17 protein-coding genes and 1 tRNA gene are annotated in these 18,637 nt (G+C 71.3%); 13 read left to right on the top strand and 5 right to left on the bottom strand.

Features of this window, described 5'->3' with window-relative positions; translation table 11 throughout:
- Positions 1-7 precede the first annotated feature (7 nt).
- The 5 genes from IG05_RS0111515 to IG05_RS0111495 all read left to right on the top strand — a co-directional run bounded on the left by IG05_RS0111515 (position 8) and on the right by IG05_RS0111495 (position 4,859).
- Positions 8-718, top strand: coding sequence for a DNA cytosine methyltransferase (locus tag IG05_RS0111515; protein WP_030341664.1), 711 nt, complete (start codon positions 8-10; stop codon positions 716-718).
- A complete protein-coding gene (locus tag IG05_RS0111510; protein ID WP_030341662.1) occupies positions 715-1,554 on the top strand; it encodes a bifunctional DNA primase/polymerase in 840 nt (279 codons plus the stop codon). Before IG05_RS0111515 ends, IG05_RS0111510 begins: the two co-directional genes overlap by 4 nt.
- A 3-nt stretch (positions 1,555-1,557) precedes the next feature.
- The gene (locus IG05_RS0111505) at positions 1,558-3,033 is read left to right on the top strand and encodes a hypothetical protein (RefSeq protein WP_030341661.1); all 1,476 of its coding nucleotides are present in this window, start codon (positions 1,558-1,560) and stop codon (positions 3,031-3,033) included.
- 477 nt (positions 3,034-3,510) lie between these two features.
- Positions 3,511-3,711 carry a helix-turn-helix domain-containing protein gene (locus IG05_RS0111500; protein ID WP_030341659.1) on the top strand — a complete coding sequence of 67 codons (201 nt, stop codon included), beginning with the start codon at positions 3,511-3,513 and terminating at the stop codon, positions 3,709-3,711.
- Positions 3,711-4,859 (top strand): tyrosine-type recombinase/integrase, encoded by a 1,149-nt coding sequence (locus tag IG05_RS0111495; protein ID WP_030341657.1) that lies wholly within the window; start codon positions 3,711-3,713, stop codon positions 4,857-4,859. Before IG05_RS0111500 ends, IG05_RS0111495 begins: the two co-directional genes overlap by 1 nt.
- Positions 4,860-4,926: 67 nt before the next feature.
- On the opposite strand, the gene IG05_RS0111490 is transcribed toward IG05_RS0111495, so the two are convergent.
- Together IG05_RS0111490 and IG05_RS0111485 are read right to left on the bottom strand one after the other, a co-directional pair.
- Positions 4,927-5,002, bottom strand: a tRNA-Arg gene (locus IG05_RS0111490).
- A 437-nt stretch (positions 5,003-5,439) separates the two neighbouring features.
- Complete coding sequence (locus tag IG05_RS0111485; protein WP_030341656.1) at positions 5,440-6,717, bottom strand: M6 family metalloprotease domain-containing protein; 1,278 nt, start codon at positions 6,715-6,717, stop codon at positions 5,440-5,442.
- 367 nt (positions 6,718-7,084) lie between these two features.
- On the opposite strand from IG05_RS0111485, the gene IG05_RS0111480 reads away from it, so the two are divergent.
- The gene (locus tag IG05_RS0111480) at positions 7,085-7,723 is read left to right on the top strand and encodes a TetR/AcrR family transcriptional regulator (RefSeq protein WP_199808303.1); all 639 of its coding nucleotides are present in this window, start codon (positions 7,085-7,087) and stop codon (positions 7,721-7,723) included.
- Between the two features lie 197 nt (positions 7,724-7,920).
- On the top strand, positions 7,921-9,459 hold the full coding sequence (locus IG05_RS0111475; RefSeq protein WP_030341652.1) for an MFS transporter: 1,539 nt from the start codon (positions 7,921-7,923) through the stop codon (positions 9,457-9,459).
- A gap of 30 nt (positions 9,460-9,489) precedes the next feature.
- On the opposite strand, the gene IG05_RS0111470 is transcribed toward IG05_RS0111475, so the two are convergent.
- Positions 9,490-10,002, bottom strand: a complete 513-nt coding sequence (locus IG05_RS0111470) for a MarR family winged helix-turn-helix transcriptional regulator (RefSeq protein WP_030341650.1) — start codon at positions 10,000-10,002, stop codon at positions 9,490-9,492.
- A gap of 139 nt (positions 10,003-10,141) precedes the next feature.
- Between IG05_RS0111470 and IG05_RS0111465 the strand changes: the two genes are divergently transcribed.
- The gene (locus IG05_RS0111465; protein ID WP_030341648.1) at positions 10,142-10,933 is read left to right on the top strand and encodes a dioxygenase; all 792 of its coding nucleotides are present in this window, start codon (positions 10,142-10,144) and stop codon (positions 10,931-10,933) included.
- A 64-nt stretch (positions 10,934-10,997) separates the two neighbouring features.
- Here the strand turns inward: IG05_RS0111465 and IG05_RS0111460 are convergent, their stop codons facing one another.
- The gene (locus tag IG05_RS0111460; RefSeq protein ID WP_030341646.1) at positions 10,998-11,534 is read right to left on the bottom strand and encodes a GNAT family N-acetyltransferase; all 537 of its coding nucleotides are present in this window, start codon (positions 11,532-11,534) and stop codon (positions 10,998-11,000) included.
- A 214-nt stretch (positions 11,535-11,748) separates the two neighbouring features.
- On the opposite strand from IG05_RS0111460, the gene IG05_RS0111455 reads away from it, so the two are divergent.
- Together IG05_RS0111455 and IG05_RS0111450 are read left to right on the top strand one after the other, a co-directional pair.
- Positions 11,749-12,747 (top strand): sigma-70 family RNA polymerase sigma factor, encoded by a 999-nt coding sequence (locus IG05_RS0111455; protein WP_030341644.1) that lies wholly within the window; start codon positions 11,749-11,751, stop codon positions 12,745-12,747.
- Between the two features lie 573 nt (positions 12,748-13,320).
- Positions 13,321-14,040 carry a TetR/AcrR family transcriptional regulator gene (locus IG05_RS0111450; protein ID WP_420707581.1) on the top strand — a complete coding sequence of 240 codons (720 nt, stop codon included), beginning with the start codon at positions 13,321-13,323 and terminating at the stop codon, positions 14,038-14,040.
- 60 nt (positions 14,041-14,100) lie between these two features.
- Here IG05_RS0111450 and IG05_RS0111445 read toward each other — a convergent pair whose 3' ends face one another.
- Entirely contained in the window at positions 14,101-15,090 is a 990-nt protein-coding gene (locus IG05_RS0111445) for a helix-turn-helix transcriptional regulator (protein ID WP_030341641.1), read from the bottom strand.
- A gap of 62 nt (positions 15,091-15,152) precedes the next feature.
- On the opposite strand from IG05_RS0111445, the gene IG05_RS0111440 reads away from it, so the two are divergent.
- The 3 genes from IG05_RS0111440 to pfkB all read left to right on the top strand — a co-directional run bounded on the left by IG05_RS0111440 (position 15,153) and on the right by pfkB (position 18,581).
- Positions 15,153-16,670: an MFS transporter gene (locus IG05_RS0111440; protein ID WP_030341639.1), complete on the top strand. Its 1,518-nt coding sequence runs from the start codon at positions 15,153-15,155 to the stop codon at positions 16,668-16,670.
- 205 nt (positions 16,671-16,875) lie between these two features.
- The gene (locus tag IG05_RS0111435; RefSeq protein WP_030341638.1) at positions 16,876-17,637 is read left to right on the top strand and encodes a DeoR/GlpR family DNA-binding transcription regulator; all 762 of its coding nucleotides are present in this window, start codon (positions 16,876-16,878) and stop codon (positions 17,635-17,637) included.
- Positions 17,634-18,581, top strand: a complete 948-nt coding sequence (gene pfkB, locus IG05_RS0111430) for a 1-phosphofructokinase (protein WP_030341636.1) — start codon at positions 17,634-17,636, stop codon at positions 18,579-18,581. The genes IG05_RS0111435 and pfkB overlap by 4 nt, the downstream gene beginning before the upstream one ends.
- Positions 18,582-18,637: the final 56 nt, after the last annotated feature.

The following is an 18,637-nucleotide window of genomic DNA, read 5'->3' as shown; positions in this document are numbered from 1 at the left end:
CTCCAGCATGACCCACCCCACCCCCCTACGCCCAACCAGGCCCGCCCGGCGGCCCCGGGTGCTGGACCTGTACTGCCACCGCGGCGGCATGGCAATGGGCTTCCACCTGGCCGGCTTCGACGTCGTCGGCGTCGACCTGGACGCCACCTGCGCCGACGAGTACCCGTTCACGTTCATCCACGGCGACGCCATCGACTACCTGCGAGCGCACGGTGACGAGTACGACCTGATCCACGCCTCCCCGCCGTGCCAGCTCTACACCCCGCTCAACGCCTACAACCACAAGACGTATCCGGACCTGATCGCCCCCACCCGCCAAGCCATGCGAACCGTCGGCCGCCCCTACGTGATCGAGAACGTGGAGGCCGCACACTCCAAGATGATCGACCCGGTGATGTTGTGCGGGCCCATGTTCGGCCTGCGCCTCTACCGCCACCGCCTCTTCGAGGCGTCGCTCCCGCTCACCGCCCCCACTCACCCCACACACGTGGAGCGGTGCACCCGCAACGGCTACCTGCCCACGCCCGAACGACCGTTCATGACCATCACCGGCGGACGCCATTCCAAGGCGTGGCAGCGGGCGGCGGCCCAAGCCATGGGCACTCCCTGGATCACCACCATCAAGGGAGTCTGCGAGGCCATCCCGCCCGCTTACGCCGAGTGGATCGGACGCGCCTTCCTCACCGTGATCACGCCCGGGCTGGGGGCGGCGGCATGAGTGTCACCCACCTGCCAACCGCGCTGGAACTCGCCGCCGCCGGCCTGCCCGTACTGCCCCTGCGGGGAAAGGTGCCGTTCGGCAATTGCCACGCCTGTGCGGACAACGCCTGCGGTGGACGCCCGAACATGAAGGCCGCCGGGCCCTGCGAGTGCCCCGCCCCCTGCCACGCCTGGGCCGCCGCCACCACCGACCCGCGCATCCTCACCTCCCCCGCGTGGGCCTCGGCATGGCGTAAGGCCGTGGCCGTCGCCTACCACCCCGGCGGGGCCGGGCTGACCGTCGTCGACCTCGACAACCTTGCCGCCGTCGCCTGGGCGCGCGAGACCCTGCCGCCCACCCGGACCGTGCCCACCACGCGCGGAGAGCACTGGATCTACCGGGGCACGATGCAGTCCGCCAACGGCGTACGCGACGGCGTCGACATCAAGTCGGCGATGGCCTACGCGCGGTGGCTGGGCCACGGCACCGGCACCATCACGGCGCTACCGGACGTCGTGCGCGCGCTCACCGTGAAGGAACCCTCACCGGTCCGGCCGGCGCCGCATCCCATCACCGTGCCCGCCCAGACCGGGGGCGGGGAGTGCCGTCACCGCACGCCCGCCTACCTGGAACGCGGGATCGCCATGGCCGAGCAGCGCATCACCGAGGCCCGCAGCGCCATCCACAACACCGTCTACCGCACCTTCCTCGCCGTGCTGTCCGCCCACGGCCGGTGCGGCTGCCTCACCGACGCCCACGTCGCACGGCTGTTCACTGCCGCTCAGGCTAAGGGCGAATCCCCGCGGCACTGCACCGACGCGTGGACCAACGCCCGCACCGCACTGGGGATGTGAGTCATGTCCGAGGACGAGAAGACCCCGGCCCGCCAGATCATCACCGACTACGCACAAGCGCACTTCCGCTACTTCCGCACCGTCGACGGCACCGTCTACGCGCAGAAGAACGGCCACCCCGTGGCCCGGCCCATCCGCTCCCAGGGCACGACCGGCAGCCACAGGCAGGAACTCATGGTCGGCCTCTTCAAGGACGGCATCGGCGTGTTCAACGGCACGGCACTCAAGGAGGCGCTGGACTTGATCGAAGCACTCGCCCTGACCGAGGACGTACAACCCACCCACATCCGCGTCGCACCCGGATTCGACGGGGCGACCTGGCTCGACCTGGGCCGCGACGACGGCAAATCCGTCCGTATCCACCCCACCGGCTGGGACATCCTCACCCCCGCCCCGCAGGAAGTCTGCTGGCGGCGCACCCAGCTCACCGGCGAACTCCCCCTGCCCGCCAAGGACACCGACGGCAAGGGCATCGACCTCCTGCTCAGGTTGTGCAACTTCGCCAGCGCCGAGACCGAGTGCCTGGCCCTCGCCTGGCTCATCGGCTGCCTGGAACCGTCCGTGCCCGTGCCCGCACCGTTCCTCACCGGGCCGCAGGGCGCCGGCAAGTCCACCGGCGGCCGGATGCTGGTGCGGATCATCGAAGGGATGAGCGGTGACCTGCGTCGGGCTCCCAAGGACGAGGAGAACATGATCACGGCCGTTGCCGCCGGATGGGTCACCGCCCTGGACAACCTCTCCCACCTGCCCCCGGACCTGTCCGACCTCATGTGCTGCATCGTCACCGGCGCCGAGAGCATCAAGCGGGCGCTCTTCACCGACGGCGACGTCGTCCGCTCCCGCTACCGGCGCCCCATGCTCCTGACCGGCATCGACGTCGGCGTCATCCGCCCCGACCTCGCCGAACGCCTCCTCCCGCTGCGTCTCGTGCGCCCTCGGGTACGGCGGACCGAGGCGGAGCTGTGGGCGGAGTACGCGGAGATCCTGCCGGTCGTTCTCGGCTCCCTGCTGGACCTGACGGTGAAGGTGCGGGCTGCCCAAGCGGAGACCCCCACCGACCTGCGGATGGCCGACTTCGCCCACCTGTGCGCGCAGCTCGACGCGGCCACCGGCTTCGGCTCGCTGGCCGCCTACCGGGCCAGCCTGGACGACCTCAACGACGACGTGATCGAGGGTGACCTCCTCGCGCAGACGGTCTTGAAGCACGCCACCGGGCTCGACGCGGGCGCGGAAGTCCGCATGACGTCCTCGGAGTGGCTGCACTGCCTCACCACTCTCTACAGCGGCGAGGAGTGCCGTCCCCTGCCCAAGGGCTGGCCCACCACGGGCAAGGTCCTCTCCGACCGGCTCAAGCGGCTGCAGCCGACCCTCGCCGCACGCGGCGTCTTCATCGACTGGGGCCGCACCAGCGCCGCCCGCTACATCGAAATGACCCGCACCGCCGCCCGCGCCCTGCACCAGCAGGAAGCGGCATTCTGACCCGCGCCACCCGGCGCCACACCGAACAAGCAAGAGGAGCACCCATCGCCCCTGCGGTGCTCCTCTTGCTGTTCCGGCGGCTTGCCGCCGCTGCGCAAGTCGCGCCGCGAAGCGGCTCCTTCACGTCCTGAGCCGAGCCACACCACCACAGAGACCACCCACTTTTTGTCCTAAGAAAGGAGACGCTGCGTCACCCACGTCACCACAGACCGGAAAACGGTCCCTGACCTGCGGCTAGAGCGGTGACGCAGAAGGCCGACACCTGCGTCATCTCGCGTCACCCGCGTCACGGATGACAGAACCCCGCCACGTCCTGTGACACGCCCCGAGCGGCCCGCGTCACTGCATAGCAGCAAGTCAGAGCCGGAAATGACGTGCGTGACCCGATGACGCAGAAATCCGAACCTCGGACACACGCGGGCTCCTGACGAGCCCCCGAATCAGCCCTAGGCCCTGTCCTCTTCCGGAGGTCTCAACGTGCTGACCGTCGTCGCGAGCGACCCCCAAGCCCTCACCGTCCCGGAGGTCATGACCGCTCTGAGGCTAAGCCGCAGCAAGGTCTACGACCTCATCCGCTCCAAGCAGCTCCCGAGCTACACGTCCGGCCGTGCCCGCCGCATCCCGGTCGACGCCGTACGCCACTACATGCAAGACCGACTTGAGGAGAACGCAGCCTGATGGTCTCCCGTAAGAGGAACCCCAACGGCGCCGGCAGCATCTGGCAGCGCAAGGATGGCCGCTACGAAGCGCGGGTGTACGTTCCCCAGCCTGACGGCACGCGCAAGCGCAAGACCGTCTACGGCACCACGTGGGAAGAGTGCGACACCAAGCGTCAGGAGTTGGTGCGCCGTGACCGCCAGGGCATCCCGACGCCGACCCGTTCCGCCAAGCTCTCTGAGTGGCTGCCGTACTGGCTGGAGCACTACGTCGAGCCGCGCCGGAAGCTCAGCACGTACGACAAGTACGAGGCGCACGTGCGGCTTTACCTCGTGCCCCTGGTGGGCACGAGGCGGCTGGAGTCGTTGAGCGTCGCCGACGTGCGCCGCTTCATCACCCGAGTGCAGAACGTCCACACGGCCGCGACCGCAAAGGAAGCGCACCGGGTGCTGCGCACGGCGCTCACGGCGGCCGTGCGAGAAGAACTGATCACACGGAATGTCGCGTCGCTGGTCGAGCCACCGCGCGTCAAGCAGCGGGAGATCCGGCCGTGGACCCTGGAAGAGACGCTGTCCTTCCTGGAGGCTGCGCGCCGGGACCCGCTGTACGCCGCGTTCGTGCTGGCCATTGCCATGGGCCTGCGGCGCGGTGAGCTGGTGGGCCTGCGCTGGTCCGACGTGGACCTCGACAACCGCGTCCTGCACGTCCGGCAGCAGACCCAGCGCCGTAGGGGCACCCTGTACGACGACGATCCCAAGAGCCGCCGCAGCCGCGTGGTGCCGATGCCCGCGCTGTGCATCGCGCCGCTGCGGTGGCACCGACTGAGGCAGCGCGAGGCGTTCGCGCGCACGGACATCGCCTGGTCGGAGACCGGCTACGTCTTCGCCACGCGGAACGGCCGGCCGGTCGAGCCGCGGAACGTCTACCGGTCCTTCACGCGCGTCGCGGCCGATGCCGGACTACGGGTGGTCCGGCTGCACGACGCGCGGCATGGCTGCGCGACGCTGCTAACGGCGGCGGGCGTCGCTCCGCGCGTCATCATGGAGATCCTCGGACACAGCCAGATCAGCATCACCATGGACGTGTACACGCACGTCGTGCACGACACCCAGCGGGAGGCGATCAGCCACATGGACCGGCTGCTCAAGCGCCGCCTACCGGCCGCCTGAAGGCCGACTGCCGTCAACTGGTGCTGTCAAAACGGCCCGGACCATGATCGGTCCGGGCCGTTTTGCCTGGTGCCCCCGGCAGGATTCGAACCTGCGACACCCGCTTTAGGAGAGCGGTGCTCTATCCCCTGAGCTACGAAGGCGTGGGTGGGCGTCCTGGTGGGCGCTCGGTCCACAGGGTACCGGATCAGGGTGGGGCGGGGTGGAGGGAATGGGATCAGGTTGGCAGGACGGGGGTGTGGCGGGAGGCGGTGTGGGGGTCCTGCCGGATGAGGTCGGCCGTGGTGTGGAGGGCGGGGAGAAGGGTGTGGGCGCGGTCGCCCAGGGTGCGGCAGGCCGTGTGGGCGGAGGCGTTCAGGGCTGCGACGGGTCGGCCCGCCCGGTCCCGTACGGCGACGGCAATGGCGACGGACGGTAGGCGGACCGTAGGCCCGATTCCAGTTCCGGTACGGGATCGGGGCATGCCTACGGTGATTCCCCGGTCGCAGCTGTCCGAGGGGCTCACCGGCCCCACCGAACCGATCACTCCCCAACCCCCCACCGAACGAACCACTCCCCAACCCCCCACTCCCCACCCCCCTCACCCCCGACTGATCCGCACCCTGCAGTTGCCCTGCTCGTCCATGGTCAGTACCTGTATCGCGATGCCGTGCCGTGGGTCCTTGAAGCTCTCGCCGGGGGCGAAGGGGGCGTCGGAGAGTTCGGCGTGGACGTTGGGGCTGCGGGTGCAGCCGCCGCTGTTGCGGTGGCTGTCGTAGACGGTGACAGGGCCGCGGCCGGTGTCGACGGTGGTGTCGACCTTGTAGACGAGGACGCCCGGGCGGCACACCGCCTCGTCGTTGCCGCCCTGGGCGCGGACCTCCAGCGCGTAGGTGGTGCGCGCGGTGACCGGCACCAGGACGAGCTTGCCGCCGCCGGTCTTGTAGAGCGGTGTCAGGCTGTACTCGACGCTGCCCCGGGCCGTCGCGCAGCCGACCTGGCCGCCGTCCAGCCAGCCCAGCTTCCACTTGTGCCAGCCGAGCAGGTCGTTGTCGGCGCCCCAGTCCTCGCTCATGATGTCCCAGTGGCCGACCGCGCCGCCGCCGTCCTGGGTGTAGAGGTCGGGCAGGCCGAAGGTGTGGCCGTTCTCGTGGGGCAGTACCCGGTAGCCGGTGCTGGCGTAGGAGCCGGAGCCGTCGTCCTGGCGGGAGTAGACGAAGGACGCGTTGGCTATGCGGACGCCGTCGGCGACCGGGGAGTCGTCGTTGCCGGCGAAGGTCACGGACAGCACGGTGTCCAGCGCGGAGGGGCCGGCGTTCGGGGTGACGAGGACGTTCAGCAGGTCGTAGTCGCGGAAGTCCACCTTCGGGTCGGCGGCGGCCACGATGTCCTGGACCAGGGTCCGGTAGCCGGGGTCGAAGGGTGCGCCGCGCTCTATGCCGTAGGAGCGGAAGCCTTTCGGCATGCGCAGCCAGGTGGGCACCGGGGTCTCGGGGCGGTAGTCGAGCCGGCCGTACGACGCGGTGCGGAACCACTCCTGGGTCTGCGGGAAGAATTCGTGGAAGCGGTCCATCGCGTTGCCCCGGCCGGGCGCGTCGGGGAAGTCGACCATCAGGGTCAGGGCGTGGACGGTGCCCGTGGAGCGGGAGTAGCCGGGCGGGGTCGGCAGGCCCTCGGTCATCTGCACGCCCGGGCCGCCACGGATCATGCAGGGGAGGAGTGCGGAGGAGCCGGCCAGGTTGACGGGTCCGGCGGTGGTGGGGAGCGCCGTGGGGTTCCCGGTCCCGGCCGAGGTGCTGACCGCGAGGGTCAGTGCGGTCACCACGGACAGGCCGGCGAACCGGCGCGGGCGTATGCGGCGGCGAGGCGGCGGCTGCATGCGGGGACCTTTCGCGCCAAGGCAGCCGCCGGTCTCCGGCTGCACCCTTGCGCTCACCCTGTGCCGCGGCCGTGGGGGGCGCGCGCTGGAGGAGACCGATCGTGGGAAAGCGGGACCGCACGGGGGTGAATCCCGGCGGCTGCTGATTGTGTCTCAGGTCACAGGGATCTTTTCGGTGGCCGGGAAATAACCGGGGACGGTTTCCCCGTTTAGCCCTGTGTCCGAGCGAAACGGGGACCGGCTCCCCGGATCGGCTCCGGCGCCGGACGAGTGGGACGGGGGATCACCTCGTACCGCCGCGCCGGACCCGCAGCACCCGCCGACTCAGCAGCACCCCATCGACCCGAAGGAGTACGCCGTGCCCGCCATGACCGCCCCCGCACCGCGCAAGGCGCCCCGGCCGCGCGCCGACGCCCTGCGCAACCGGGAGCGGATCGTCACCGCTGCCCGGGAGATGTTCGTCGAGCACGGCCCCGACGTGCCGCTGGACGAGATCGCCCGCCGGGCCGGTGTCGGCAACGCCACGGTGTACCGCAACTTCCCCGACCGCGACGCCCTCGTCCGCGAGGTCGTCTGCTCCGTCATGGACCGCACGGCCGAGGCGGCCGAGCTGGCCCTCGCGGAGACCGGGGACGCGTTCGCCGCCCTGGAGCGCTTCGTGCACGCCGCCGCCGACGAGCGGATCAGCGCGCTGTGTCCCATGGTGTCCAGCACCTTCGACCAGCACCACCCCGACCTGGAAGCCGCCCGCGAACGCGTCGAGCAGCTTGTCGAGGAGGTCATGGGCCGGGCGAAGGCGGCCGGTCAGCTCCGGCCGGACGTCGGTGTCGGCGACCTGATGATCGTCGTGGCGCAGCTGAGCCGGCCCCCGGCCGGTACGGACTGCATGCGCGGCGACCGCTTCGTCCACCGTCATCTCCAGCTGCTCCTCGACGGTCTGCGGGCTCCGGCCCGTTCCGCCCTGCCGGGCCGGGCCGTCGGCATCAGGGAGCTGCGCGCCTCCTGACCGATTAGTTCCGCTCCCGGCCCGAGTCCACCTCCCGGCACGGCAGCCCTCCGGCCGCCGTGTCCCTCTTCTTCATCTTTCCGCCTTACTCCGTTTTCTCGTCATTTTTCGCCGCACCTTTCGTCACGACGTCCGAACTCACGAAGTCCCGAACTCCCGACCTCCCGAAGTCACGAAGTCCCGAAGTGGGTATCTCCATGTCCGAAACAGCCCTCAAGGCTCCCGGCGTCTCCGTCCCGAGCGGTGACGCCAACCGCTGGAAAGCGCTCGTCTTCATCGCGCTCGCCCAGCTGATGGTCGTCCTCGACGCCACCATCGTGAACATCGCCCTGCCGTCCGCCCAGACGGACCTCGGCATATCCGACGGCAACCGGCAGTGGGTCGTCACGGCCTACGCCCTCGCCTTCGGCGGTCTGCTGCTCTTCGGCGGCCGGATCGCCGACCTGTGGGGCCGCAAGCGCGCCTTCGTGCTCGGTCTGGGCGGCTTCGCCGCCGCCTCCGCGCTCGGCGGTGCCGCCACCACCGGCGCGATGATGTTCGGCGCCCGCGCCCTTCAGGGCGTGTTCGGCGCGCTGCTCGCCCCGGCCGCGCTGTCCCTGCTCGCGGTGATGTTCACCGACGCCAAGGAGCGTGCCAAGGCGTTCGGCATCTACGGCGCGATCGCGGGCGGTGGCGGTGCCGTCGGCCTGATCCTCGGCGGTTTCCTGACCGAGTACCTGGACTGGCGCTGGACCTTCTTCGTGAACGTCCCGTTCGCCGTGGTCGCCGCGGCCGGCGCCTACTTCGTCATCCGTGAGCCGGAGGGCGGCCGCAACCGCAACCCGCTCGACATCCCGGGCGTCCTGCTGTCCACCCTCGGCCTGGTCGCGCTGGTCTACGGCTTCACGCGCGCCGAGTCCGACGGCTGGGGCGACGCCGTGACCGTGTCGATGTTCGTCGCGTCCGTGGTGCTGCTGCTCGCCTTCGTCATCGTCGAGGCGAAGGTCAAGGCCCCGCTGCTGCCGCTGCGCGTGGTGACCGACCGCAACCGCGGCGGCATCTACCTCTCGCTGGGCCTCGCGATCATCGGCATGTTCGGCCTGTTCCTCTTCCTGACCTACTACCTCCAGGTCGTCAAGGGCTACTCCCCGGTGAAGACCGGCTTCGCCTTCCTGCCGATGGTGGCCGGCATGATCACCGGCTCGACCCAGATCGGCACCCGGCTGATGACCCGCGTCCCGGCCCGCCTGCTGATGGGCCCCGGCTTCCTGGTCGCCGGCCTCGGCATGCTGCTGCTGACCCAGCTGGAGATCGACTCCTCGTACGGCGCGCTGCTGCTGCCCGCGATGGTGCTGCTCGGCCTCGGCATGGGTACGGCGTTCATGCCGGCGATGTCGCTGGCCACCCAGGGCGTCGAGCCCCGGGACGCCGGTGTCGCCTCCGCGATGGTCAACACCTCGCAGCAGGTGGGCGGCGCGATCGGCACCGCCCTGCTGAACACCATCGCCTCCTCGGCGACCACCTCGTACGTCAAGGACCACATCGCCGGTGCCACCGCCAAGCCGCAGCAGCAGCTGGTGCAGCTCCAGGGCATGGTGCACGGCTACAGCGCCGCGATCTGGTTCGCCGTCGGCATCCTGGCGGCCGCCGCGCTGATCGCCTTCACCTTCGTCAACGCCGGCCGCCCCGGTTCCACCCCGGTGGCCTCGGGCGAGGGCATCGAGGACGAGGTACCGGTGCCGGTGGTGGCCCACTGACGGGCTCCCGGCGGGCGGCCGTTCGGTGAGTTAGCGGAGCCAGGGAAGGTCCGCACCCGCTTCGTTGGGCTGGAGGCCCTCGGCGATGATCTGCATGATCTCGCCGAGGGCCTTCTGCTGTTCGGGGTCGAGCCGGTCGAACAGGGCCTGCCGTACGGCGGTCACATGGCCGGGCGCGGTGCGCCGCAGCACCTCGTAGCCCTCGTCGGTGAGGACGGCGAACTGGCCGCGCTTGTCGGAGGGGCAGTCCTCGCGGCGCACCCAGCCGTTCTTCTCCAGCCGGGCGACGGCGTGCGAGAGCCGGGAGCGGGTGATCTTCGCCTGCATCGCCAGCTCGGTCATCCGCAGCCGGCGGCGGGGTGCCTCGGCGAGGCCGACGAGGAGGCCGTAGTAGATGTGCGGCATGCCCGCGTCGCGCTGCAGCTGCCGGTCGAGGTGGTCCTCCAGGAGGGTGGTGGCGTGCAGGTAGGCGCGCCAGATGCGCTGTTCCTCGTCGGTGAGCCAGCGGTGCCGTGCGGCGGCGGGGTCCGGTGCCGTGTTCATGGGTTCCACTGTACGAACCGTCTCCTTGAAACTTGAACAAGTCGGGCGTAGAGTCGAGTGAGAGCTTGAGAGTTAAAGCATTTGCTCGACAGCAGCCTCGACAGCACCACCAGCGTCTGGATCACCGGGAGCCGCCGCCATGTCCGCCACCCTCCAGGAGCGCATGCCCGCCCTGTATCTCAGTCACGGCGCCCCGCCGCTCGCCGACGACCCCGTCTGGCCCGGCCAGCTCGCCGCCTGGTCCGCCGGCCTGCCCCGCCCCAAGGCGATCCTCATGGTCTCCGCCCACTGGGAGGAGGCCCCGCTCGCCCTCGGCGCGATCGAGACCGTCCCGCTCGTCTACGACTTCTGGGGCTTCCCCGAGCACTACTACCAGGTCCGGTACCCCGCCCCCGGCGCACCGGCACTCGCCGAGGCCGTCCGCAAGCTGCTGCGCGCCCCCGGCATCCCCGTCCAGGACATCCCCGACCGGGGCCTCGACCACGGCGCCTACGTCCCCCTCGTCGAGATGTTCCCGGCCGCCGACATCCCCGTCCTGCAGATCTCCCTGCCCACCCTCGACCCGGTGCGCCTGATGGACATCGGCCGCAAGCTCGCCCCCCTGCGCGACGAGGGCGTGCTGATCGTCGGCTCCGGCTTCTTCACCCACAACCTCGCCGCCCTGCGCCACGTCGGCCGGGGCGTGCCGAGCTGGTCCTCCGAGTTCGACGACTGGGGCCGGCGCGCCCTGGAGGCCCGCGACTGGGACGCCCTGCTCGACTTCCTGGACAAGGCCCCGGCCGGCCGGTACGCCCACCCGCGCACCGAACACTTCGCCCCGCTCTTCGTCACCATGGGCGCGGCGGAGGCCGGCGGCGAGCTGGACGCGCAGAAGTCGGTGATCGACGGGTTCTGGATGGGAATGGCGAAGCGGTCCGTGCAGTTCGGATGAGGGCGGTTCCGCGCTTCCGCAGGCGCTTCCGCAGGTTCTTCTGCGGGCGTTTCCACGGGCGTTTCTACAGGCGTTTCTCGTACCAGGCCACGTCCCAGTAGCGGCCGAACTTGCGGCCGACCTCGTGGTACGTGCCGACGTACCGGAAGCCGAAGCGCGCGTGCAGCCGCTCGGACGCCTCGTTCGGCTGCGCGATGCCCGCGTAGGCCCGGTGCACGTCCTCCCCGGCCAGGGCGTCGAACAGGGCCCCGTAGAGCAGCGTGCCGATCCCGCGCCGGCCGGCGGCACCTCCCGTGACGGAGTCCGGGGCGACGTACACCGAGGTCTCCACCGAGGTCAGGTACGCCGGCCTCGGCCGGTAGGGGCTGGACGTGGCGTACCCCAGAATCCGCTGTGAGTCCGCGTCCGTGGCAACCATCAGCCGGTGGGGGCCGTCTTCCGGGTGGGAGAGCAGCCAAGGGCGGCGTTCTTCCGGGGAGAAGACCGCGGTATCGAATGTGATGGCCGTCTCACGTATGTAGTGGTTGTAGATCGCCGTGAGGGCGTCGAGGTCACCCTCGACTCCCGGCCTGACCTGCACCTCGGCATGTTCCGACGGCATCTCGCCTCCCTGCGCGGCGGAACAGGGTACTGCATGATCAGAAAATTCGAGGGGCGGGTTGGGAATTCTGTCCGGATTCCAGTCGTTGTTTCCCACGGATGCAGGGCACTCGGAGACAGTCTCGAAGCGAGTGAGCGAGTCCCGGAGACGGTTCTCCTCAGTGCCGGGCGTTCACCAGGACCACCCGCCAGCCCACCATCGCAAGGGAGCACGCATGGCAACCCGTGCCGTCGCCCGTCGTAAGTCCGCCACCGGCGAGACGGCCGACTCGGCAAGCAGTGTTCGCGCTCATGGCGGCGAGATCGCAGACCGCGACCTGGTCGGCATGTACCTCGACGAGATCGCGCGTACGCCGCTGCTCGACGCCGCAAAGGAGGTCGAGCTGTCGCAGACCATCGAGGCGGGTGTGTTCGCGCAACAGGTCCTCGACGGCGAGGAGGAGTCCAGGTCGGACGCCACCCGCGAGGAACTCGAGGCCCTGGTCGCCGCCGGTGAGCGCGCCAAGGACGTCTTCATCCGCTCCAACCTCCGCCTGGTCGTCGCGGTCGCCCGGCGCTACCCGCGCAGCGGGCTGCCCCTGCTCGACCTGATCCAGGAGGGCAACGCCGGCCTGGTGCGCGCCGTCGAGAAGTTCGACTACCGCAAGGGCTTCAAGTTCTCGACCTACGCCACCTGGTGGATCCGGCAGGCCATCACCCGCTCCATCGCCGACCAGTCCCGCACGATCCGGCTCCCCGTCCACCTGGTGGAGGAGCTGGGCCGCATCCGTCGCGTGCAGCGCGAGTTCAACCGCGAGAACGGTCGCGACCCGGAGCCCGCGGAGATCGCCGCGGAGCTGGGCTCGACCCCGGAGCGCGTCATCGACGTCCTCGACTGGGCCCGCGACCCGGTCTCGCTGAACATGCCGGTGGACGACGAGGGCGAGACCCAGTTCGGCGATCTGCTGGAGGACACCTCGGCGGTGAGCCCCGAGCAGTCCGTCCTGACCCTGCTGCGCAGCGAGGAACTGGACGACCTGATCGGCCGCCTGGACCAGCGCACGGCCTCCATCATCAAGATGCGCTACGGCATCGAGGACGGCCGCGAGCGCACCCTGACCGAGGTCGGCAAGGAGCACGGACTCACCCGTGAGCGGATCCGGCAGATCGAGAAGCACGCGCTGCTGGAGCTGAAGAAGCTGGCCCGGGGCACCGGGTTCGACGCGGCGGCGTGACGCGAGGGCGTGACGCGAGGGTGTGACGCGAGGGTGTGACGCGGGGGCCGGATGCGGCGACGGCCGTGAGGGCCCCTGACGTACCGGGCGTACGGCGCACCGCGCGGCGCGCACCGGGGCGAAAGACGGCGCAAACATGGCGTGGTCCGGTCGCTTCAACGCCTGGGCCCGAGGGAACAACCCTTCCGGGCCCAGTGGGCCCCGGGTACCGCACTCCCCCCCGCACACCGCACCCCCGGCCGCGACTCGGCCGGCCCCACGTGAACCACGTCCCGACGCACATCCCCCCCCCGGCGCCGGGACCTTCCGAGCCGGACTTCGGCGCCCATCCCCCCCCCGGGCGCCGGAGTCCGGCTTCTGCTTGCTCCTTCTCAGCCCTTCTCGGCCCCTCTCGGCCGTTCTCGGACCTGCGTGCTTCTTCGCAACGATGAGGGGCGCTTTCCGGCCCCGCCGGGCGCGGGCCGAAGGGCCGCTGCGCGGGCCCGAAAACTGGAAGGGCGGCCCACCCCGTACCTGAACCCCGGGGTGGACCACCGGATGGCAGATTGTGCCACACGGGCATAGCCTGCCGAGATGAGCACCACCCCCAGCGCCGCCCACCAGCCGTTTCCCGCCTCCGCGCCGATGTCCCTCACCGAGCGTCGGAAGGCCGAGACCCGGATGGAGATCGCCCGGGCGGCGGCCGCCCTCTTCGTGCGGCAGGGCCTGCGGGCGACCCGCGCCGAGGACATCGCCCAGGCCGCGGGCATCGCACCGCGCACCTTCTACCGCTACTTCGCCGGCAAGGAAGAGGCCGTGGCCCCGCTCTACGCGGCCGGTGCCCAGCGCTGGACCGAGGCGGTCCGTACGGCCCCGGCCCACCTGCCCCTCCCGCAGGCACTGGAACACGCCGTCCGCCACACCCTCACCCCCGGCATCGGTGTCTCGGCCGCGTCCTGGGAATGGCTGCGCACCCTGATCCGGCTGGCCGGCAGCAGTCCGGCGCTGGGCAAGGTGTGGGCTGAGGTGTGCCAGGCGTCGGAGGCGGCGCTGGCGGAGGTCCTGGTGGCGCGGGCGCCGGGCTGTGAGGCCGACGAGGCGGACCTCCGCTTCGCCGCGGCCGTGGCCGGCGCCGCCGTCCGCGTGGCCGTGGAGTCTTGGGCCGCCACGACGACCCCACCCACCGGCCCCGGCGGCCCGGCGGCCCTCGCCCTCCGCAATCTCCGGGCCCTGCGGGACTTCGGCTGGGGCGGCGTCGGGGGTGGTGGCGGGGGTGGTGTCGGGGGCGGGGACGAGGAGCGCGGGAATGCCTAGCACCCCCCGCATTGCTCACCCTCGCGTTGCTCACCCCCGCCCTGCTGGGTTCCTCCTTGCTCAATCGCCCGCGGACGCCCCCGGATCGGTGCCCGCGGCCCTGGTCAGCCGTTCCCCCAGCTCCCGCACGGACTCCGCCAGTTCCGCCGGTTCCCGGACCGAGAACTCGTAACCCGTCATCGCCAGCCGTACCGCCAGCCACTCCGCGGGGTCACCGGTGGTGCCGCGGAGCAGGCAGCCGCCGTTGCCGTCGTCCTCGGCCGCTCCGAGCCACTTGGGCGTCCGTGCGGAGACCTGTTCGGCCGGCGCGGCGAACCGCACCTCGAAGGCGTACGTCTCCTGCCGGCGATGGATCGACTGCCGCAGGTACTCGGCGGCGCTCCCCGTCGGCAACTCCCGTGGCGCGAACCGGACCCCGGTCGCGAACGGCTCGCTCACCCGGTCGACCCGGAAGGTGCGCCAGTCGGCGCGGTCGAGGTCGTACGCGACCAGGTACCAGCGCCGGCCCGTCGACACCAGCCGGTGCGGCTCGGTCACCCGGCGGGAGGCGCCGCCGTCCTTGTCGCGGTAGGCGAACCGCAGCCGCTCGTGCCCCGCCACCGTCGACGCCATCACGGTCAGCGTCTCCGGCGCGATGCTCGGTCCGTCCCCGCTGGTCAGTGGCGTGGTCGCGGCCTGCAGCGTGGACACGCGGTGGCGCAGCCGGGAGGGCAGCACCTGCTCCAGCTTGGCCAAGGCCCGGACGGACGCCTCCTCCACCCCTTCCACGGCGTGCCCGGCACCGGCCCGCAGCCCCACCGCGATCGCGACGGCCTCCTCGTCGTCCAGCACCAGCGGCGGCATCGCCTTGCCCGCCACCAGCCGGTACCCGCCGTCCGCGCCCTTGGTCGCCTGCACCGGATAGCCGAGCTCCCGCAGCCGGTCGACATCCCGCCGCACGGTACGCCGGGACACCCCCAGCCGGTCGGCGAGTTCACCGCCGGGCCACTCGCGGGGCGTCTGGAGGAGGGACAGGAGCTGGAGCAGCCGTGCCGGAGTGTCCGTCGTCATGAAGACGAGCATGCCGCAGATATAGGTCACGATCTGACCTATAAGGGTTCTAGGTTTCTCCCATGACCCCGAACGACAGCACCCCTGAACCCCCCGCACCCCCGGTGGCCGACCGCGCCCGCTGGCTGGCCCTGGCCATCGTCATGACCGCGGCCTTCATGGACCTGGTGGACGTCACGATCGTCAACATCGCGATCCCGTCCATCCAGCGCACCGCCCACGCCTCGGTCAGCCAGATCCAGTGGATAACCGCCGGCTACGCCCTCGCCTTCGCCGCCGGTCTGATCACCGGCGGACGGCTCGGCGACATCCACGGCCGCAAGCGGCTGTTCCTTCTCGGTATCGGCGGCTTCACCCTCGCCTCCGCCCTGTGCGGCTTCGCCGCGAACCCGGAGATGCTGGTCGCCTCCCGCATCCTGCAGGGCGGCATGGCCGCGCTGATGGTGCCCCAGGTGCTGTCCATCGTGCACGCCACCTTCCCGGCCCACGAACGCGGCAAGGTCTTCGGTCTGTTCGGCGCGATCGTCGGCCTCGGCGCGGTCTCCGGGCCGCTGCTGGGCGCTCTGCTGACGGAGTGGAACCTGTTCGGCCTCGAATGGCGGCCCATCTTCCTCATCAACCTCCCCGTGGGTGTCCTCGCCTGGCTGCTGGGCCGTCGCTTCATCACCGAGTCGAAGGCTCCCAAGGCGATGAAGCTGGACCTCGTCGGCGTCGCCCTGGTGACGCTCGGCCTGCTGATGCTGCTCTACCCGCTCACCCGCGGCCGTGAGCTGGGCTGGCCGCTGTGGGGGTACGGCTGCATGGCTGGCTCGCTCGTCGTCTTCGCGGCGCTGGTGTCGTACGAGAAACGGAAGGCGGCCAAGGACGGTTCCCCGCTCGTCGAGCTGTCCCTCTTCCGGGTGAAGAGCTTCGCCGCGGGCATCGCCGTACAGACCGTCTTCGGGGTCGCGCTCGGCATCTTCTTCCTGGTCTGGACGCTGTACATGCAGATCGGCCTGGGCTGGAGCCCGCTGCGGGCCGGGCTGACCGGGGTGCCGTTCTCGCTCGCCGTGTCCACGGCGGCCGGGCTGTCGGTGCAGCAGCTGGTCCCGCGGTTCGGCCGCAAGGTGCTCCAGGCAGGCGCGCTGTTGATGGGCGCGGGCGTGCTGCTCTACCTGGCGGAGGCCCGCCACTACGGCCTCGCCATCGCCTCCTGGCAGATGGCGCTGCCGCTGGTCGTGATGGGTGCCGGCATGGGTCTGATCGTCGCCCCGCTGACCGACGCGGTGCTCTCGGAGGTGCCGCGCGAGCACGCCGGTTCCGCGTCCGGGCTGATCAACACCGTGCAGCAGATGGGCAACGCGCTGGGGCTGGGGCTGGTGTCGGTGGTCTTCTTCGGGGAGATCGGCGACCGGCTGACCCTGGCGCAGATCGGACCGGCGTTCGTGCACGCCTTCCAGCACGCGCTGTGGTGGGTCGCCGGGATCATGGGCGTGATCTTCCTGCTGATGGCCGCCCTGCCGAAGCGCCCGGCCCAGCACGTGGAGGGTGCGGAGCTGGAGGCGCCGGCGGGTCCGAAGGAGCCCGCGTTGGTGCCCTGACCAGCAAGGACGACAGGCCCGGTACCGGTGCGGTACCGGGCCTCTGCGCTGCCCGCGGCACCGGACGCCCGTTTCTGTCCGAGCCGCACCCGAATCTGTTTACTTTCCGGACATCCGGGCGTAGCCTGCCAGTGAAACCACACGTTCGGGCATCAACCCGGAAGTGATCGGACATCGGGTCGGCGATCAAGCGGAGGCGAACGGCATGTACGCACCGGAGCGGCAGCAGGAGATCCTCCGGCTCGCCCGTGACGGCGGCCGGGTGGACGTGCTGTCGCTGGCGGAGGAGTTCCAGGTCACCGCGGAGACGATCCGCCGCGATCTGAAGGCCCTGGACCGCGCCGGTCTCGTCCGCCGGGTGCACGGCGGTGCCATTCCGGCCGGTCGCCTGGACTTCGAGCCGGACCTCACCGAGCGCGAGTCCACCGCCGCCGACGAGAAGGACCGCATCGCCAAGGCCGCCCTCACCGAGCTGCCGGCCGAGGGCACGATGATCCTCGACGCCGGTACGACGGTCGCCCGCGTGGCCGGCGCCATTCCGCTGGAGGCGCAGCTCACCGTCGTCACGCACTCCCTGCCGATCGCCGCCCGCCTCGCCGACCACCCGGGCATCCAGCTCCACCTGGTCGGGGGGCGCGTGCGGCACCGTACGCGCGCCGCCGTGGACGCCTGGGCGCTGCGCGCGTACGGCGAGATCCGCGCCGACGTGCTGTTCGTCGCCGCCAACGGCTTCTCCGCCGAACACGGTCTGACCACTCCCGACCTCGCCGAGGCCGCGGTCAAGCGGGCCGCCGTCGCCGCCGCCCGCCGCGTGGTGCTGCTGGCCGACTCCGCCAAGCACGGCCAGGAGCACTTCGCCCGCTTCGGTGACCTGAGCGATGTGGACCTGCTGATCACCGACAGCGGGCTGAGCCCGGAAGACGCCGCCGTCATCGAGCGCGGTGGCACGGAAGTAGTGCGCGCATGATCCTCACCGTCACCCCCAACCCCTCCCTCGACCGCACCTACGAGGTCCCCGTCCTGGAGCGCGGCGAGGTCATCCGCGCCACCGGCGAACGCATGGACCCCGGCGGCAAGGGCGTGAACGTCTCGCGGGCCGTGGCCGCCGCCGGCCGGCGCACGGTCGCCGTCCTGCCCCTGGGGGGCGCGCCGGGCGCGCTCGTCGCCGACCTGCTCGACGCGCAGGGCATCGAGGTCGCCCCGGTCCCGGTGGCCGGCGCCACCCGCTCCAACATCGCGCTCGCGGAAGCCGACGGGGTGCTCACCAAGATCAACGCGCCGGGCCCGGAGCTGTCGGCGGCCGAACAGGAACTGCTGCTGGACACCGTCCGCTCGCACTCCGGCGACGCCGACTGGATCGCGTGCTGCGGCAGCCTGCCCCGGGGGCTCGCACCCTCCTGGTACGCCGATGTCGTCGCGCGGGCGCACGCCGGCGGGGCGCGCATCGCGCTGGACACCTCGGGGCGCGCGCTCCTGGAGGCGCTGCGCGCGCGGCCCGACGTGGTGAAGCCGAACGCCGAGGAGCTCGCGGAAGCCGTCGGGCGCCCCCTGGCGACCGTGGGCGACGCGCTCAAGGCGGCCGAGGAGGTGCGCGCGATGGGCGCGGGCGCCGTGCTCGCGAGCCTGGGCGCCGACGGGCAGCTGCTGGTCTCGGACGCCGGCGCCTGGTTCGGCAGCGCGCGGGTGTCCGCCGTCCGCAGCAACGTCGGCGCCGGTGACGCCTCGCTGGCCGGCTTCCTCATCGCCGGCGGCACCGGCCCGGAAGCCCTCGCCTCGGCCGTCGCCCACGGCGCCGCCGCCGTGCGGCTCCCCGGCAGTGTGATGCCGACCCCCGCCGACCTGGATCCGGCGGCGGTGACGGTCACGGCCGACATCCCCCTGGACCGCGAACTGACGGAGCCGGTGTCATGATCCCCAGCCCGCACTGCGGCGTCCGCCCCGGCTTCCGCCGGCTGGGCGGACGTACC

The sequence above is a fragment of the Streptomyces sp. NRRL S-1022 genome (assembly GCF_000720135.1).
Lineage (GTDB): Bacteria > Actinomycetota > Actinomycetes > Streptomycetales > Streptomycetaceae > Streptomyces.
This window is presented reverse-complemented; position numbering and strand designations above follow the sequence as displayed.

Coding starts and splice junctions, on each gene's coding strand:
- IG05_RS0111515 (WP_030341664.1), top strand. CDS start 8: ATGACCCACCCCACCCCCCTACGCCCAACCAGGCCCGCCCGGCGGCCC.
- IG05_RS0111510 (WP_030341662.1), top strand. CDS start 715: ATGAGTGTCACCCACCTGCCAACCGCGCTGGAACTCGCCGCCGCCGGC.
- IG05_RS0111505 (WP_030341661.1), top strand. CDS start 1,558: ATGTCCGAGGACGAGAAGACCCCGGCCCGCCAGATCATCACCGACTAC.
- IG05_RS0111495 (WP_030341657.1), top strand. CDS start 3,711: ATGGTCTCCCGTAAGAGGAACCCCAACGGCGCCGGCAGCATCTGGCAG.
- IG05_RS0111485 (WP_030341656.1), bottom strand. CDS start 6,717: ATGCAGCCGCCGCCTCGCCGCCGCATACGCCCGCGCCGGTTCGCCGGC.
- IG05_RS0111480 (WP_199808303.1), top strand. CDS start 7,085: ATGACCGCCCCCGCACCGCGCAAGGCGCCCCGGCCGCGCGCCGACGCC.
- IG05_RS0111475 (WP_030341652.1), top strand. CDS start 7,921: ATGTCCGAAACAGCCCTCAAGGCTCCCGGCGTCTCCGTCCCGAGCGGT.
- IG05_RS0111470 (WP_030341650.1), bottom strand. CDS start 10,002: ATGAACACGGCACCGGACCCCGCCGCCGCACGGCACCGCTGGCTCACC.
- IG05_RS0111465 (WP_030341648.1), top strand. CDS start 10,142: ATGTCCGCCACCCTCCAGGAGCGCATGCCCGCCCTGTATCTCAGTCAC.
- IG05_RS0111460 (WP_030341646.1), bottom strand. CDS start 11,534: ATGCCGTCGGAACATGCCGAGGTGCAGGTCAGGCCGGGAGTCGAGGGT.
- IG05_RS0111455 (WP_030341644.1), top strand. CDS start 11,749: ATGGCAACCCGTGCCGTCGCCCGTCGTAAGTCCGCCACCGGCGAGACG.
- IG05_RS0111450 (WP_420707581.1), top strand. CDS start 13,321: ATGAGCACCACCCCCAGCGCCGCCCACCAGCCGTTTCCCGCCTCCGCG.
- IG05_RS0111445 (WP_030341641.1), bottom strand. CDS start 15,090: ATGACGACGGACACTCCGGCACGGCTGCTCCAGCTCCTGTCCCTCCTC.
- IG05_RS0111440 (WP_030341639.1), top strand. CDS start 15,153: ATGACCCCGAACGACAGCACCCCTGAACCCCCCGCACCCCCGGTGGCC.
- IG05_RS0111435 (WP_030341638.1), top strand. CDS start 16,876: ATGTACGCACCGGAGCGGCAGCAGGAGATCCTCCGGCTCGCCCGTGAC.
- pfkB (WP_030341636.1), top strand. CDS start 17,634: ATGATCCTCACCGTCACCCCCAACCCCTCCCTCGACCGCACCTACGAG.